11 protein-coding genes and 2 pseudogenes are annotated in these 16,518 nt (G+C 64.9%); 3 read left to right on the plus strand and 10 right to left on the minus strand.

The window, feature by feature from the left end:
- Window positions 1-14 precede the first annotated feature (14 nt).
- The 5 genes from UC34_RS19675 to grpE all read right to left on the minus strand — a co-directional run bounded on the left by UC34_RS19675 (window position 15) and on the right by grpE (window position 6,410).
- Entirely contained in the window at window positions 15-1,949 is a 1,935-nt protein-coding gene (locus UC34_RS19675; RefSeq protein ID WP_044456880.1) for a chorismate-binding protein, read from the minus strand.
- Between the two features lie 4 nt (window positions 1,950-1,953).
- Entirely contained in the window at window positions 1,954-3,096 is a 1,143-nt protein-coding gene (gene dnaJ / locus UC34_RS19680; protein ID WP_044456881.1) for a molecular chaperone DnaJ, read from the minus strand.
- Window positions 3,097-3,223: 127 nt separating this feature from the next.
- Window positions 3,224-5,158 (minus strand): molecular chaperone DnaK, encoded by a 1,935-nt coding sequence (gene dnaK, locus UC34_RS19685; protein ID WP_044456882.1) that lies wholly within the window; start codon window positions 5,156-5,158, stop codon window positions 3,224-3,226.
- Window positions 5,159-5,254: 96 nt separating this feature from the next.
- The gene (locus UC34_RS19690) at window positions 5,255-5,692 is read right to left on the minus strand and encodes a thioredoxin family protein (protein ID WP_237165160.1); all 438 of its coding nucleotides are present in this window, start codon (window positions 5,690-5,692) and stop codon (window positions 5,255-5,257) included.
- 172 nt (window positions 5,693-5,864) lie between these two features.
- Window positions 5,865-6,410 carry a nucleotide exchange factor GrpE gene (gene grpE, locus UC34_RS19695; RefSeq protein ID WP_044456883.1) on the minus strand — a complete coding sequence of 182 codons (546 nt, stop codon included), beginning with the start codon at window positions 6,408-6,410 and terminating at the stop codon, window positions 5,865-5,867.
- 314 nt (window positions 6,411-6,724) lie between these two features.
- Here grpE and UC34_RS19700 point away from each other — a divergent pair, with 314 nt between their 5' ends.
- Complete coding sequence (locus UC34_RS19700) at window positions 6,725-6,919, plus strand: hypothetical protein (RefSeq protein ID WP_335645748.1); 195 nt, start codon at window positions 6,725-6,727, stop codon at window positions 6,917-6,919.
- 180 nt (window positions 6,920-7,099) lie between these two features.
- Here the strand turns inward: UC34_RS19700 and UC34_RS19705 are convergent, their stop codons facing one another.
- The 4 genes and pseudogenes from UC34_RS19705 to hrcA form a co-directional block, all read right to left on the minus strand.
- On the minus strand, window positions 7,100-7,495 hold the full coding sequence (locus UC34_RS19705; protein ID WP_044458443.1) for an RNA-binding S4 domain-containing protein: 396 nt from the start codon (window positions 7,493-7,495) through the stop codon (window positions 7,100-7,102).
- Window positions 7,496-7,647: 152 nt separating this feature from the next.
- Window positions 7,648-8,697: pseudogene (gene hemH / locus UC34_RS19710) on the minus strand (ferrochelatase); the annotation flags it as partial.
- 120 nt (window positions 8,698-8,817) lie between these two features.
- The gene (locus UC34_RS26030; protein WP_052811138.1) at window positions 8,818-11,493 is read right to left on the minus strand and encodes a collagen-like protein; all 2,676 of its coding nucleotides are present in this window, start codon (window positions 11,491-11,493) and stop codon (window positions 8,818-8,820) included.
- A gap of 246 nt (window positions 11,494-11,739) precedes the next feature.
- Complete coding sequence (hrcA, locus tag UC34_RS19720; protein ID WP_044456884.1) at window positions 11,740-12,768, minus strand: heat-inducible transcriptional repressor HrcA; 1,029 nt, start codon at window positions 12,766-12,768, stop codon at window positions 11,740-11,742.
- A gap of 75 nt (window positions 12,769-12,843) precedes the next feature.
- Between hrcA and UC34_RS19725 the strand changes: the two genes are divergently transcribed.
- Complete coding sequence (locus tag UC34_RS19725; protein WP_084070839.1) at window positions 12,844-13,794, plus strand: NAD kinase; 951 nt, start codon at window positions 12,844-12,846, stop codon at window positions 13,792-13,794.
- Between the two features lie 23 nt (window positions 13,795-13,817).
- Window positions 13,818-15,482, plus strand: coding sequence for a DNA repair protein RecN (gene recN, locus UC34_RS19730; protein WP_044456885.1), 1,665 nt, complete (start codon window positions 13,818-13,820; stop codon window positions 15,480-15,482).
- 112 nt (window positions 15,483-15,594) lie between these two features.
- Here recN and UC34_RS19735 read toward each other — a convergent pair.
- Window positions 15,595-16,467, minus strand: a pseudogene (locus UC34_RS19735) (IS3 family transposase); the annotation flags it as partial.
- Window positions 16,468-16,518: the final 51 nt, after the last annotated feature.

A 16,518-nucleotide genomic window follows, 5' to 3' on the forward strand; every position in this document is an offset into this window, starting at 1 on the left:
CGAAGGCATCGCGCTCAGACGACGACGGTGCCTGCGATCTTTGCGGGCAACGCACCGCGCAGGGCGTTCGCCACGACGATGGCTTGCGCCGAGAGCAAGTCGTCGCGCGTCACGACGGCCTCCACGGCAGCCCAGGCGGGATCGTCGAGCATGACGCTGCGCATCACACCGGGCAGTACGCCGCATGACAAGGGCGGCGTCGTCCAGATGCCATAGCGTTTGACGAAGACGCTGCTACGCCCGCCCTCGGTCAACTCGCCGCGCTCATTGAAGAACAGCACGTCGAACGCCCCCTGCGCTTCCGCCGCTTTCCACGCCGCGTCGTAACGGCTGCGGACCGTGGTTTTGTGTCGCAGGAAAAGATCGTCGGCGCGGGTCGGGCTTGCAGCGTCGGCGAGCAGTACGGTGACGCTGCCGCCCGGCAGCGGTGTGAGCACCGCATGCGTCAATGCCACCGTTCCGTTGTGCGACAGTGCAAGCCGCACACGGTGAATGTCATCCCCGCCCAATGTCGCAACAACGGCAGCGAGTTGCGCGCGCAATGCCGCTTCGTCGAACGTGAAGCCGAAGTAACGGGCCGAGGCTTGCAGACGCGCGAGATGCCTGTCGAGATGCGCAATGCCCGACTCACGGGTCGCTTGCATCGTCTCAAAGAGTTCGAAGCCGGGATCGAGCGCGCTCAGGAACCGCGCCTTGAGCCGACACTCGTCTCGCTCTTCATCGGCTTTGCTGTCCAGCACGATGCCCGCACCTACACCCAGCCGCCCGCGACGCAGGGCACTCATGCCACTCACGCCGGGCGAGTCGAGTTCGAGTGTACGAATGGCGACGGACAGGCAGAAGTCGCCCAGGGCGTGCGGGGCATCGCTGCGTGCATCGAGCCAGCCGATGGCGCCGGTGTACAGGCCGCGCGGTGAGGTTTCCAGCTCGCCGATCAACTGCATCGTCCGATGTTTCGGCGCACCGGTAATCGAGCCGCAAGGAAACAACGCGCGCAGCACGTCGACGAACGTGACGGCGTCCGGCAACGTCGCCGTGACCGTTGACGTCATCTGCAACACACTCGCGAAACGTGTGACCTCGAAGAGTTTCGGCACTTTCACGGAGCCGGGCGTAGCGAGGCGTCCGAGATCGTTGCGAAGCAGATCGACGATCATGAGATTCTCGGCGCGATTCTTCTCGTCGGCCGCAAGATCGGCGCTACGCTGCGCGTCGAGGGAGGCGTTGCCGCTCGCGGGTGCGGTGCCCTTCATCGGACGCGCCTCGACCTGCCCGCGCGAATGACGCAGAAACAACTCGGGAGAGAGCGAGAGAATCGCGCGGCCTGGCAGACCTGCGGCGCCCGGCAGCATTACCAGCGCGCCATAAGGCACGGGCTGACGGGCGCGCAGGCGTCGATACAGCGCGATGGGCGAGCCGAACGCGTCGAAGTGCAGCCGGTACGTGTAGTTGATCTGATAGCATTCGCCTTGCGAGAGCCATTCGTGGATACGGCAGATGGCGTCGTCGAATGCGGCGTCGCTCACGTCGCTTTGCAACGCGCCGATCCCTGCCACGCTCGCCACACCGGATGAGGTGGCGTGATCGGCGCGCTCAGTGGTCGCGGCCTGCTCAGCGTGATCGGTCTGACGTTCGAGCCAGTCCTGGGTTTGCACGGCGTCGAGTCGCTGCAAGTCGGCGAACAGCAACGCACGGAACTGACCCGGCGCGCGACGCGTCGCCACCGTGTGCACGCCGTTCAGGCGCACACCGAATTCATAGTCGGCCAACAATACGGCATGCAGGCCGCCACGGATGGCGTCCTCTACATCACGAAGCGCGTCGGAAAGCACACCGGGCTCGTCGCAAGTCACCTCGCGCACGAGCCCGGTATACAGACGCGCCCCGCCGGCCGGATCCGCGCTGTCGTCCAACAGCGCGAAGGCGGCCATCGGCGCTTCACTTTGCATGGAATTACTCGAAGAACTGCTTCACGCGGTCGAACCAGCCCTTCGATTGCGGGCTGTGACGTGCACCCCCCTCCTTCAGGGATGCATCGAAGTCACGCAGCATCTGCTTTTGGGCGTCGCTCAGCTTGACCGGCGTTTCTACCTGCACGTGAACGTACAGATCGCCCGGATAGCTGGCCCGCAGGCCCTTGATGCCCTTGCCGCGCAGACGGAACGTCTTGCCCGTTTGCGTGCCTTCCGGCACTTCGAAGGTTGCCTTGCCGTGCAGCGTCGGCGCGTCGATGTCGCCGCCGAGGGCCGCCGTCGCAAACGAAATCGGCATCTGGCAATGCAGATCGTCGCCGTCGCGCTCGAACACATTGTGCGCCTTGATGTGGATTTCCACATACAGGTCGCCCGCCGGACCGCCGTTGACACCCGGCTCACCGTTGCCGGACGAGCGAATGCGCATGCCGTCTTCGATACCCGCCGGAATCTTGATCTCCAGCGTCTTGGTCTTCTTGAGCTTGCCCGAACCATGGCAGTTGGTGCACGGCTCAGGAATGTACGAACCGGTGCCGTGGCACTTCGGGCAAGTCTGCTGAACGCTGAAGAAACCCTGCGACATGCGCACCGAACCCGCGCCGTTACAGGTCGGGCAGGTCTCGGGCTTGGTGCCCGGCTTCGCGCCGTTGCCGTGACAGACCTCGCACTCTTCCCAGCTCGGCACGCGAATCTGCGTGTCGAAACCGTTCGCAGCTTGCTCGAGCGTGATCTCCATGTTGTAGCGCAGGTCCGCGCCGCGATACACCTGCGGGCCACCACGACCGGCACGACCGCCCGGGCCGCCCTGACCGAAGATGTCGCCGAAGATGTCGCCGAACGCGTCTGCGAAGCCGCCGAAGCCCTGACCGCCTGCGCCGCCGAATCCGCCCATGCTCGGGTCGACGCCCGCGTGACCGTACTGGTCGTACGCAGCGCGCTTCTCCGGCTCGGAGAGCATCTCGTAGGCTTCCTTGACCTCTTTGAACTTCTCTTCGGCGTCTTTGCTGTCCGGATTGCGGTCCGGGTGGTACTTCATCGCCAGCTTGCGATACGCCTTCTTGATCTCGTCGTCCGACGCGTTCTTGGCAACGCCAAGGACTTCGTAGTAATCACGTTTGGCCATAACTCTTTCCAATGTTGGCGCATGTCGCCATCAGGCAAAAAGCCGGGTCGATATTCCCCTCGCAGAGAACCTCGATACCCGGCCCACACGCGAAGCACCGGTCGGTGCCCCGCGCGCCATGCACGCTTTACTTCTTGTCGTTGACTTCCTTCACTTCGGCGTCGACGACGTTGTCGTCATGCGGCTTGCCCTGCTCGGCGCCTGCAGCACCAGCGGCACCCGCAGCACCTGCCTGCGCCTGCATATCGGCATACATCTTCTCGCCGAGCTTCTGGCTGGCGGTGCCCAGCGCTTCGACCTTGGCATCGATTTCCGCCTTGTCCGAACCGCGCAGCGCCTCTTCCAGTGCCGTGATGGCCGATTCGATGGCTTCCTTCTCCGAAGCTTCGATCTTGTCGCCATACTCGGTCAGCGCCTTGCGGGTGCTGTGCACCAGTGCGTCGCCCTGGTTACGGGAGTCGGCCAGCTCGCGCGCCTTCTTGTCTTCTTCGGCGTTGAGCTCGGCGTCCTTCACCATCTGCTCGATTTCGGCGTCCGACAGGCCCGAGTTCGCCTTGATGACGATCTTGTTTTCCTTGCCGGTTGCCTTGTCCTTCGCGCCAACGTGCAGAATGCCGTTCGCGTCGATGTCGAAGGTCACTTCGATCTGCGGCGTGCCACGGGCGGCGGGCGGAATGCCCTCGAGGTTGAACTCGCCCAGCGACTTGTTGCCGGCGGCCATCTCGCGCTCACCCTGGAACACCTTGATCGTCACGGCCGGCTGGTTGTCGTCCGCCGTCGAGAACACTTGCGAGTGCTTCGTCGGGATCGTGGTGTTCTTGGCGATCATCTTCGTCATCACGCCACCCAGCGTCTCGATACCGAGCGAGAGCGGGGTCACGTCGAGCAGCAGCACGTCCTTGCGGTCGCCCGAGAGAACCGAGCCCTGAATCGAGGCGCCAGCGGCCACGGCTTCGTCCGGGTTCACGTCCTTGCGCGGTTCCTTGCCGAAGAATTCCTTCACCTTCTCCTGCACCTTCGGCATACGCGTCATACCGCCGACCAGAATCACGTCGTCGATGTCGCTCACCTTCACGCCGGCATCCTTGATGGCGGTGCGGCACGGTTCGATCGTGCGCGCGATCAGGTCTTCGACCAGCGCTTCGAGCTTGGCGCGCGTGATCTTCAGGTTCAAGTGCTTCGGCCCCGAGGCGTCTGCCGTGATGTACGGCAGGTTGATTTCGGTCTGCTGGCTCGACGACAGTTCGATCTTGGCCTTTTCCGCAGCTTCCTTCAGGCGTTGCAGCGCGAGCACGTCCTTCGACAGATCGACGCCTTGTTCCTTCTTGAACTCGGCAATGATGTAGTCGATGATGCGCTGGTCGAAGTCTTCGCCGCCCAGGAACGTGTCGCCGTTGGTCGAGAGCACTTCGAACTGGTGTTCGCCGTCCACATCCGCGATTTCGATGATCGAGATGTCGAACGTGCCGCCACCCAGGTCATACACCGCGATCTTGCGGTCGCCGCCTTCCTTCTTGTCCAGACCGAAGGCCAGTGCGGCTGCGGTCGGCTCGTTGATGATGCGCTTGACTTCCAGACCGGCGATGCGGCCTGCGTCCTTGGTGGCCTGGCGCTGGCTGTCGTTGAAGTAGGCCGGCACCGTGATCACGGCTTCCGTGACCGGCTCGCCCAGGTAGTCCTCGGCGGTCTTCTTCATCTTGCGCAGCACTTCGGCGGAAATTTGCGGCGGGGCCAGCTTCTGGTCGCGCGCTTCCACCCAGGCGTCGCCGTTATCGGCCTTGACGATCTTGTAGGGCATCAGCGAGATGTCCTTCTGCACTTCTTTCTCTTCGAAGCGACGACCGATCAGGCGTTTGACGGCATACAGCGTGTTTTTCGGATTGGTCACGGCCTGGCGCTTGGCCGGCGCACCGACCAGAATCTCGCCATCGTCCATGTAGGCGATGATCGACGGGGTGGTGCGAGCACCTTCCGCGTTTTCGATGATCTTGACCTGATTGCCTTCCATGACGGCCACGCACGAGTTCGTGGTGCCCAAGTCGATACCGATGATTTTGCCCATATTAATTTCTCCTAGCGTCCTTTGCGTCTTTCCGTAGGGCGTGTCGCCCGTTCAATTCGTTGATCTGCACGAGATATGGGTGCAGCCAGGAACATTTCAAGACCCTTCTTGCGGTCCGGTTTTGCCTCCCGCCGCCGCGATCTTGTCGCGCGCGGCAGCCACCGCCAGCCGGAACTGGGGCAGGCCATGCCAGCCGGTCGCCCGGCCCAGCTTCCTACCTGCGTGGAAGAAGAAAAACGTCGGCACCCCATGCAGCGCAAAGCGGCGCGCGAGCGCCATATCGGCGTACACGTTGGCGTGAAACCAGCGCAGCCCCAGCGCCTCGATAGCCTCGCGGTGCGCGAGCATGGTTTTCTTGGCGACTTCACAGTTGAAGCAGTCGACGCCCCAGAAAAACACGACGGCGAGATCATCCCCCGCGTCGCGCAATCCGTCGTCGAACGTCCCGGCGCTCAGTTCACGCATCGAAAACGCTTCGAATGCGGTCCCGTCCACGCCCTTCATGCCCGTCACGCCCGGAAGATCGCCTGCCATGATCGTCAGTCCCTGATGTTCTCCGGCTTCGCCCGGCAGTCATTCCGCCTTTGGCGCCGACTGCCCTTGCCCGCCATGCCGCCCGCGCATTCGGAGCCCAAAGCTTCCCATGATGTCATGGTGCTGAACCCCGGCGTGGCCGCATGGCGCGAGATCGCGTTTGCGGGCTCGCTTACTTAGCCGCAGCCACGGTCACGAGTGCCGGGCGCAGCACGCGATCGGCAATCAGATAACCCTTTTGGAGCACGGCGACGACGGTATTCGGCTCCTGATCGGCCGGCACCATCGAGATGGCCTGATGTTGATGCGGGTCGAACTTCGCGCCGGCCGGGTCGATGACCGACACCTTGCTGCGCTCGAGCGCCGCGACCAATTGACGCAGGGTCAGGGCAACGCCTTCCTGCAGCTTGGCCACGTCGCCGCTCTTGTCGGCCGCGGCAGCCTCCAGGCTGTCGATGACCGGCAGGAGGTTCTCGGCGAAGCTCTCCACGGCGAATTTACGGGCCTTGGCCACTTCGTCTTCCGCACGGCGACGCACGTTTTCCATCTCGGCGCGGGCACGCAGTGCTTCGTCGCGCAAGGTGGCGGCTTCTGCCTGCGCGGCCTGAAGCTGCGCCTCGACCGAGGGCAGCGCGTCGTTCGCGCCCGCAGCGTCGGTCGGGGCCGTTTCGGCCTGGGACGGAATCGGCTGATCGGGGGTGTTTTGCTGTTCAGTCATGAGCTTGAGTCGTCAAAAGGTTCTTGCAGCGCACCACGACGATGCGCCGCCGGTTCAAATCCCTTTGGATAGTAGGGGCGTCCACACCGATTTCAAGAGCTGGCGGGCATTTCGTGCGCCATATCGGTGCGTGCTGCGTGCCGGAAAATATCCGGTTACACGCGTTACGAGTCCTCTATTGTATCGGCCGTTGCTGCGACCTAACATGAATTACGGTCCGGTCGATGGCAGTGCCCGATCCGATGTCCTCGTTCCCGGACCCGGCCGCTCACCGGACACCCCTCGTCCGGTGTAGTGTTCTTAAGGAGCGCATCATGAAGCTGCCACTGGCTGTTGTCTTCATCCTTGCGTTGGTGACGACGGTAACGATCACAATCTGCTTGTCCGGCGCAGTGACCCGGCGCGACACCGAGTACGGTGGCGTACGGGCCGTTCTGCATCACTATGTGGAAATGCCCGGCATGCCAGGGCATTCGAAGCGTTCGAACACCGACATCCCGACGCGCTGATTGCCCCGGGGTGCATGATCCCCAGGGGTCGTGCGCGGTGCCGTTCCCCGAGCTGATTTCCGCTCCCTCCCCTCGCCCGCCGCTGCGCGTTTCGCCAGCGGCGGCGTTCATTCGGGCGCACGAAAGGGGTGGCTAACGGGATGAGCCAGCCATGAACACCGACCGTGACCCGGCACTCGCTTACTCGCCAACGCCGCCGAGGCGGCGGCGATCGCGCTTCGTCGGCCGTCCGTGCATCTGGGCGGCCGGCTCCTGGAACAGGCGCCGGCGCTCGCTCTCGTCGGCCCGCGCCTGAATGCTCGCGGGCGTCTCCTCGTAGAGCGACTGCGCCACCGGTGCGGAGCCGCGTACCTCGGCGATGGCCTTCACTCGCACTTCCCAGCGCGTGCTGCCGTTGTCCACGGACACCAGATCGCCAGGACGCACGTCGCGCGCCGGTTTGACGCGGGCGTCGTTGCAAAGCACACGGCCCCGGTCGACCGCCTGCGTGGCGAGCGAGCGCGTCTTGAAAAAGCGCGCCGCCCACAACCATTTGTCGATCCGCGTGGCGGCGTGCGGAGAATCGTCGACCTTGATCGTCACGCCCCGGCTCCCTGCTGACCTTCATTTTGCAAAGGCGCCTGCGCGGCTGCGGCTGCGGCAGCTGCCGCGCTCGCTTCCTCGAACGCCGCCACGGCCGCGACCTGACGCTGACGCGTCGACGCCACCGCCGCTGCCGAGGCGTCGGCCTCGCCCTGAGGCGAGAGCACCGGCCAGCCTTGCAGATGCCGCGCCGCGATCTCGCCAAGCGCCGTAATCCAGGCGCTCGCACCGTTCAGGCACGGAATGAAGTGGAACGACTTGCCGCCTGCCGAGAGATACGCGTGACGGCCTTCCATATTGATTTCTTCGAGCGTCTCGAGACAGTCCGACGTGAAGCCCGGGCAGAAGACGTCGACGCGCGGCGTGCCGCCTCGCCCCAACTCTTCGAGCGTCGGCGCCGTGTACGGCTGCAGCCATTCGGCCTTGCCGAAACGCGACTGAAACGTGAGGCGGCAGGTCGTCTCGTCAAGACCGAGCGCCGCCGCGAGAAGCCGTGCGGTCCGCACGCACTGGTCGTGATAGGGATCGCCCAGATCGAGCGTGCGGCGCGGCACCCCGTGAAAGCTCAACAGCAACCGCTCGCCGGCGGAAAAGTCGGGGCGGCCATGTTGCTGCCAATAGCCTTCGACCTGCTGGCGCAGCGCGTCGATATACGCGGGATGATCGTGATAGTCGCGCACCGTGCGCACGTCCGGCTGGTTGCGCAGGCGCCCGAGCACACGAAACACGGCGTCGCTCGCCGTGGCCGTCGTACTGCTCGAATACTGGGGATAAAGCGGCAGGACGAGAATCCGCTCGACGCCACTCTGACGCAACGCACGAATACGTTCCGGAATCGAGGGATTGCCGTAGCGCATCGCGTAGTCGACGACGACGTCGTAGTCGTTCGCGTGCAACAACGCCCGCAGGGCATTGGTCTGGTGTTCGGTGTTCACCTTGAGCGGCGAGCCGTCGCGCGTCCAGATCGTTGCGTACTTCTGGGCGGAGGCCCGCGAGCGGAAGGGCAGAATCACCAACCGCAACAACGGTTGCCACACCAGCGAGGGGATCTCCACGACGCGCGGATCCGACAGGAACTCGCGCAAGTATCGGCGCACGGCCGCGGGACGCGGCTCGTCGGGTGTGCCGAGGTTGATCAGCAGTACGGCGGTCTTGCCGGACTGGCCATGCGAAATAGGTTCGGGATCGAAGCGCATGGAGCGTACTTTACCGCAAACAGGGGCCAAATCAGGCTGACATCATACCCATGCTCGCCGCCGCCGGGCGGCCCGCGTCGGCGAGTCCGTCGCTGACACGGGGGAGGCTCAACGGGTCATTCAACCGTGCGGGTGTTCGTCCGGGCGAGGCGACCGATGTTCGGCGCTGGCGCGGCCCTCCGGCTTGCTCTCGCGTTGCGCCGGTTGCGGGCGATCCTGCGGATGAGGCGACTGCGGGTGCGGTTGCGCCTGCGGACGCTCCGGCTGGGGCTGCGGCCTCGGCGCAGGCGGCGGCTCCGGACGCGGCTGTGGCCGCTCGGCCTGTGGCTGCGGACGTTGCAGCTGCGGCTGAGGTTGCGACTCTGCACGCGGCTGCGCCTGCGGACGCTCCGGCTGGACCTGCGGCCTCGGCGCAGGCGGCGGTTCCGGACGCGGCTGTGGCCGCTCGGCCTGTGGCTGCGGACGTTGCGGCTGAGGCTGCGGCTGGGGCTGCGACTCTGCGCGCGGTTGTGCCCGCTCCGCCTGTGGCTGCTGATGTTGTTGCATGGGTTGCGTCTGGATCGGTTGCTGCGGCGGCTGGGGTGGCTGTGACGCCTGACGGGATTGCGACTGCCACTGCTGCGGCCGACGTTCCGGCTCGGTGGCGTTCGGCTGCGCCCGCTGGGGCACCGGCTGCGGCTGTGACGACTGGCGACGGCTCTCCATCTCACGCTGTGCGGCCTCGTGCCCAGGCTGAGGAACGGCTTGCGCCGCCCCCCCTTGCTGGGCCTGACCACCACGGCCACCGGGGCCGCCTTGCATGCCGCGGTCATACGTGCCATTCACGCCATTCGGCTGCGGCGGATGCGGGACACCTGACTGGACGGGCTGGGACGGCACCGCCGGTTGCCCCGGACGATTCTGATAATTTCCCTGCCCCGAACCCTGCCCAGGATAGGTCGCGTAGCCCGGATATCCCGGCGAGCCAGGCACTCCCGGAACCCCCGGCTGCCCCGGCACGCCCGTGTGGCCCGGGGTTCCCGGCAGCCCGGGTTGGCCCGGCACGCCCGGTGCGCCATGCATCGGCGAGGTGGCGCCCGTTGCGGGCAGGCCGCCATGGGCGGGCGTCGCGCCCAACGCGCCCGTCGGCCCGAGCGCCGGTTGGGCAGGGCTCGCCCCGTTCGCGCCGATCGGTGCCCCCACCGGCCCATGCGTGCCGACGACGGTGACACGCGGTGCAATGGGCGCAATGCGGCCCTGCCCTTGACCGCCCGGCCCCAGATTGCGGACTTGCTGACCATTCTGACCAAGCGCCAGCGGCGCGCCCCCCGCGTTCGGGACCGCATGTAGATTGCTCGTCAACTCACGCGACGCCACGCTGCGGGGGACCGGCGCCCGAGTCGCCAGCACTTGCCGGTTGAACACGCCCACCGGTGGCACGGAGGGCGCCGGACGGCTGTTGCCGATCACGCTCTGCTGCACGGGCGCCACGCCCGGCGTATTGCCCACGCGCCAGCCCTGCCCGGCTCGCGGTGCTGCCAAGGCAACCGGCGCCCCTACGGCACGTCCCTGCACGAACGCCTGCGCGGGCATCGTCGACACCGCACCGCGCACGTGCTGATTGCTATAGACGTTATTGACGTTGACGTTATTGACGTTATTAGTGATGTTGGTCGTGCGCACGATCGTCGACCGGTTGATATTCGTGACGTACGACGAACTCGCGTGGTACGCGGGACGGTAGGGATCATGCGGCCCCAGCGCAAACCAGGCGAGGCCGACGCCGCCTGCGGCAAACGTCACACCCCACTGATTCCCGCCGCTGTTGCCGCCAACCCAGCCGACCAGCGCCGGGGCATACACCGGGCGTACCGCAACCGGCCCCGGCACCCAGCACCAGCGCGCGTCCACATAGGCCCATCGACCGTAGTGATACGGCGCAAAGCCCCACGGCGCGTCGTCCACCCAGGTCCAGCCCCACGGATCGACCCAGACCCAGTGCCCCGTGCGGTAAGGCGCCCAGCCGGACGGCACGTTCGACGGCACCCATACGGCGCCGTAGGTTGGCGTCTCCTGCCACGCGCCGTAGTCGTCCAGACTCTCGAAACCCGTCATGTCGCGCGGCACGTAGCGCGCCGAAACGGAAGCGTCTTCCCGCGCGTCACGCTCGCGAGTCCATTGATCGAAGACATCGGTCGCAAGCGGGCCGGTCTGCTGCTGCGTCAGGTTCTGACCGACGAACGCCACGCGCTGCCCCTGTTGCAGCGGCACCGACGCGCCTTGCCCATAGACCGTGCCCGCGCCGCGCCAGACACTCACGGTCGTCACGCCGTTCGGATCCACGTCCACGCGATATTCACCGGCCTGTGCGGGCACGAACGCCAGATTCGGCGTGTCGATCTCGTACGGTTGATTCGGATCGAAGCTGCGCAGCCGCACGCCCACGGTGCCCTGCGTTACGTTCAGTTGCACATTCTGGTCGGTCACAGCGGACAGCGCGAGGCTGGTCGAAGCCCCCATGCGCACTGCGGTGCCGCCCACGTGCATCTCTGCGCGACTGTTACGGTCGACCCAGACGGCGTCGCCTGTAGTGAGCGGCCGGTTGCGGTTGGCATAGCGCCAGTCGCTGGTGCCCGCCGGGGCATACGTCACCGTGCCGTCGAACTCGCTAAGCCGCGCAACGCGTCCCGGCGGATCAGCGCTTTGCGCTTGCGCCAGTGCGGGCAGCCCCACAACACCGAGCATGCCGAGTGCGCCCAGCGCCAGCCCGGTGCCGAGAGAGCGAACGATCGTCCGCCAGGAAGTCAGGGATCTCATAAACACTCCGGGCCCGTTCAACGGGCACACTGCGCGTGGCTTGCATCCGCCACCTTGTGGGGTTCTGTCCGAATCCTCGCTGCGAGCGTCCGACGCAACATTGCACAACGCCCCCAGCACGCCTGCCACCCCTAGCCATGAACGCATCGAGGAACGCCAGGGTGACACTTCGAGCGTAAGCCCGTCGTGTGTGACCGCGTGTAAAGCCGTGTAAAGGCGTGTAAAGGAATGCTACGAGTTTGTAACTCAGTGATGACTGAGCGCGTTGGAGAGCAACTTGGCGGTGATGTCGACGATGGGGATCACGCGCTCGTAGGCCATGCGCGTCGGCCCGATCACGCCGAGCGTGCCCACGATCTGGCCGTCGACTTCGTAGGGCGCGGTGACTACCGTCATCTCCTCGATAGGAACGAGGCTGGATTCGCCGCCGATGAAGATCTGCACGCCGGAGGCCCGGCTCGACACGTCGAGCAATTGCAGCAGACCTGTCTTGGACTCAAACACGTCGAACAACTTGCGCAGCCGCTCCATGTTCGACGACAGATCCTCCACGCCCAGCAGGTTGCGCTCTCCCGAAATCAAAACGCTCTCGCGTGTGGTGTCGGCCATCGCATCGCTGCCGGCCTGTACGGCCGCTTGCATCAGCGCACTCATGTCCGAGCGCAGGGCGTCGAGCTCACCGCGCAAGTAAGTGCGCACGTCGTCGAAGCTGTGGCCGCCGAAATTGGCGTTCAGATAGTTCGCGGCCTCGACCAGCTGCGCCGGAGAATAATCCTTTTCCGTCAGGATGATACGGTTCTGCACGTCGCCATCGGGCGTGACGATGATGAGCAGCACGCGCTTATCGGACAACCGCAGGAATTCGATGTGACGGAAGGTCTGACTGCGACGCGGCGTAAGTACCACCCCGGCAAACTGCGACAGATGCGAGAGCACCTGTGCGGCAGACGCCACCAGTTGCTGCGGGCCGCCCGGCTGAAGACTCGTTTGCACCTGGGACGCCAGATGGTGCGCGGCCTCGTCGAGCGGTCGCACCGAGAGCATGGTGTCGACGAACAGGCGGTAAGCGCGCGGCGTCGGCACGCGTCCGGCCGACGTGTGCGGGCTCGCTACGAAACCGAGCGCTTCGAGGTCCGCCATGACGTTGCGGATTGTGGCCGGGGACAGGTCGAGTCCCGAATAACGCGAAAGCGTGCGCGAGCCGACCGGCTGGCCATCGGCGATGTACCGTTCGATCAGGGTTTTGAGAAGTGTTTGCGCACGTTGATCTAGCATGGCAAAAATTGTAACGCGAAATGTAGGTACGCGGCGTGCGTCAAACCCCGACGCGAGAACCGCCGCAGGCCGTGCATGCCGATGGTTGCTGTCATCGACTTATGGTGTAATGGCGGCATGAAAACTGGGAGCCCCTTCAAGACCGTGGCGCTCGTCGGGAAGTACCATGCCGACGGCGTCGCCGAACCGTTGCTCACGCTGGCGGCATGCATTGCGCAGCGCGGGCATCACGTCGTCTTCGAGCGTGACACTGCGCACAACATCGGCGCAGGCGCCGATCCGTACGGCACGCTCGACATTCAGGAGATCGCCACTCAGGCGGACGTGGCCGTCGTGGTGGGCGGCGACGGCACGATGCTCGGCGTCGGACGTCAGCTCGCCGCCTCGAACGTGCCGCTCATCGGGGTGAACCACGGCCGCGTCGGCTTCATCACCGACATCCCGCTCGACGAGATGCGTCAGGTCGTGCCCGCCATGCTCGAAGGTCACTTCGAAGCCGAGCAGCGCACGCTCCTGTCCGCACGCATCGAGCGCGACGGCCAGACGCTCTTCGATACGCTCGCGTTCAACGACGTGGTCGTGAACCGCTCCGGGATTTCGGGGATGGTCGAGCTGCGCGTCGACGTGGACGGTCGCTTCATGTACAAGCAGCGCTCGGATGGCCTGATCGTCGCCACGCCCACGGGCTCGACGGCATACGCGCTCTCGGCCAGCGGTCCGATTCTGCATCCGCGCCTGGGCGGCGTGGTGCTCGTGCCGATCGCACCGCACGCATTGTCGAACCGTCCGATCGTACTGCCGGATTCGAGCGACATCGTCATCACCATCACGGGCGGGCGCGAAGTCGGCGCGAACTTCGACATGCAGTCGTTTGCCGAACTGCGTCAGGGCGACAAGATTCTGGTGAGCCGCTCGGCGCATCAGGTGACGTTCCTGCATCCGGTCGGCTACAACTACTACGCCACGCTGCGCCGCAAGTTGCACTGGAACGAGCATATCTCCGACGAAGATACGCCGCAGAACTGACTCCACGCCTTACCCGACATCCCATGCTACGCAGTCTCTCGATTCGCGATTTCGTGATCGTCGATCGTCTCGATCTGGAATTCTCCGCCGGCTTCACCGTGTTCTCGGGGGAGACCGGCGCGGGCAAATCGATTCTGATCGATGCGCTGGCGCTCGCGATGGGCGAGCGCGGCGACACCAGCATGGTGCGCAACGGGCAGACGCGCGCCGACATTACGGCTGAGTTCGCTGCGGACGCCCAGGCGCGTCCCGATCTCGAAGCCTGGCTGCAAGCGCAGGCCCTCACCCTGGAAGAACACGGCGGCGTCCTGCTGCGTCGCGTGCTCGACGCCGGCGGACGCTCGCGCGCCTTCATCAACGGCACGCCCGCCACGCTCGCGCAGTTGCGCGAACTCGGCGAAATGCTCGTCGACATACACGGCCAGCATGCGCATCAGCAACTGTTGCGCCCCGACGCGCAGCGTCGCCTGCTCGATTCCCATGCGGGCGCAACGGCGCTCGCGGCAGACGCCGCCGCGGCTCACAAGGAATGGCGACGTCTCGTCAAGCGCTGCGAAGAAGCGCATGGGCGTGATCGCGAACTGCAGCTGGAGCGCGAGCGTCTCGAATGGCAGACGTCCGAACTCGACAAGCTCAATCCGCACGAAGGGGAATGGGACGAAGTGAGCGCCGAGCACCGCCGGCTCTCGCACGCCGCCAGCCTCATCAACGGCGTGCAGGGCGCGCTCGATGTGCTGGCAGAGGCCGATGGCGCCGTTGTCCCCTCGCTGGGCCATGTCGTGCACCAGATTCGCGAACTTGCCGAGATCGACGCCGCTCTGGCGGATACGCTCGCCGCGCTGGAACCGGCCGAGATCCAGCTTCGCGAGGCGGTCCACTCGCTCACGCATTACGCGCAACGCATCGATCTCGATCCGGAGCGTCTGGCCGTGGTCGAGCAGCGTCTGGACGCCCTGCATTCGGCGGCGCGCAAGTTCCGGGTCACACCGGAGCAATTGCCGGCGGAACTGGCGCAGCGTCGCGCGCAATTGGAGGAATTGACGGCCTCGGCCGACAGCGCCGCCATGCAGGCGGCCGCCGATGCTGCCCACGCGACCTATCTGAAGCTTGCCAAGGAGTTGTCGAAAGCGCGCGCCCGGGCGGCGGCGTCGCTCTCGCGCGAAGTCACCCGCGCCATGCAGGATCTCTCGATGCCCGGCGGGCGCTTCGAAGTCGCGCTCGCGCCGACGTCCGAGCCGCAGTCGTTCGGGCTGGAGACGGTGGAGTTCCTTGTTGCGGGTCATCCGGGCGTGCCGACGCGCCCGCTCGCCAAGGTCGCCTCGGGCGGCGAACTCGCGCGCATCAGCCTCGCGCTGCAGGTGATCGCCAGCAGCGCGAGCCTCACGCCGACGCTCATTTTCGACGAAGTCGATTCCGGCATCGGTGGCGCCGTGGCGGAAGTCGTCGGTCGTCTGCTGCGTGAACTGGGTCAGGGCCGTCAAGTGCTGTGCGTGACCCATTTGCCGCAGGTCGCAGCCCTCGGCCACCAGCATCTGCGCGTGAGCAAGCGCAGCGACGGCGATACGACCATGAGTGAAATCGAACCGCTTGGGCGCACCGAGCGCGTCGAAGAGATTGCGCGGATGCTTGGCGGCGTGGAAATTACCGCCACGACGCGCAAACATGCGAGAGAAATGCTTGCGCTCTGAGTGCTCGGCCAGACAACGCTCGGACACCGCAAACGCGACGGCAAAATCGGTCGGCATCGAACGACAAACGGGCGGCGAAACTGAACTGACCCCGTAAAGTTGGACGGGAAAGTTATGTGGTTAAGGGCTGGGTTCTGTACTGCACAGGACTCAGCCCTTTTAGCTTGAGCTTGATGCGATCGTGGTTGTAATAACGGATGTACTCGGCAATCGCTCGGCGTAGTTGATCAACGCTGTCAAAGTGCGCCAGGCGAAAGCACTCGGATTTGAGCGTGCCGAAAAAGCTCTCCATGGCGGCATTATCCAGACAATTGCCTTTGCGAGACATGCTCTGTGACATGCCCCGTGCGGCAAGCCGTTCGCGATATGCCCGCATTTGATAAGCCCAGCCCTGATCGGAATGAAGCATTGGCGCTTGGCCCTCGGCCAAACGCACAAAGGCCTTGTCCAGCATGCCTTGGATGAGTGCAAAGTCAGGCCGCTCACTGGTCTGCCAAGCTACGATCTCGCCGTTGTAGAGATCTAAAACCGGCGACAAATATAGCTTCTTACCGTCAACGTTGAATTCCGTGACATCCGTCACCCATTTCTCGTTGGGTCGTTTGGCCTCGAACTGACGAGCCAGTAGATTAGGCGCGATACGCCCGACCTCTCCCCGATAGGAGCGGTACTTCTTAGGGCGCACAAGCGACTTGAGCCGCAGCAGTGCCATCAAGCGTTGCACCGTCTTGTGATTCACGAGAGTACCGTTCTGGCGCAGCGTGGCCGTCACGCGGCGGTAGCCGTAGCGACCCTTGTGGTACGCAAAGACCTGCGCGATCTTCGCCTTGAGCACGCTATGACGATCTCCGGCCTTGGCCACCGTCATCTGGTAATAGAACGTGCTACGCGCTAAGCCAGCAATCTTTAACAGTGCCCCGAGCGGGTGACGCTCACGCAATGTGCTCACCGCTTGCGCTTTTTCTTTGGCGCTGTCTGCTCCTTGAAGTTGCCCCGCTCTGACGGACGGATCTGCAGTAGCAATCGATATGCGATT

It is taken from the genome of Pandoraea vervacti (assembly GCF_000934605.2).
Taxonomy (GTDB): domain Bacteria; phylum Pseudomonadota; class Gammaproteobacteria; order Burkholderiales; family Burkholderiaceae; genus Pandoraea; species Pandoraea vervacti.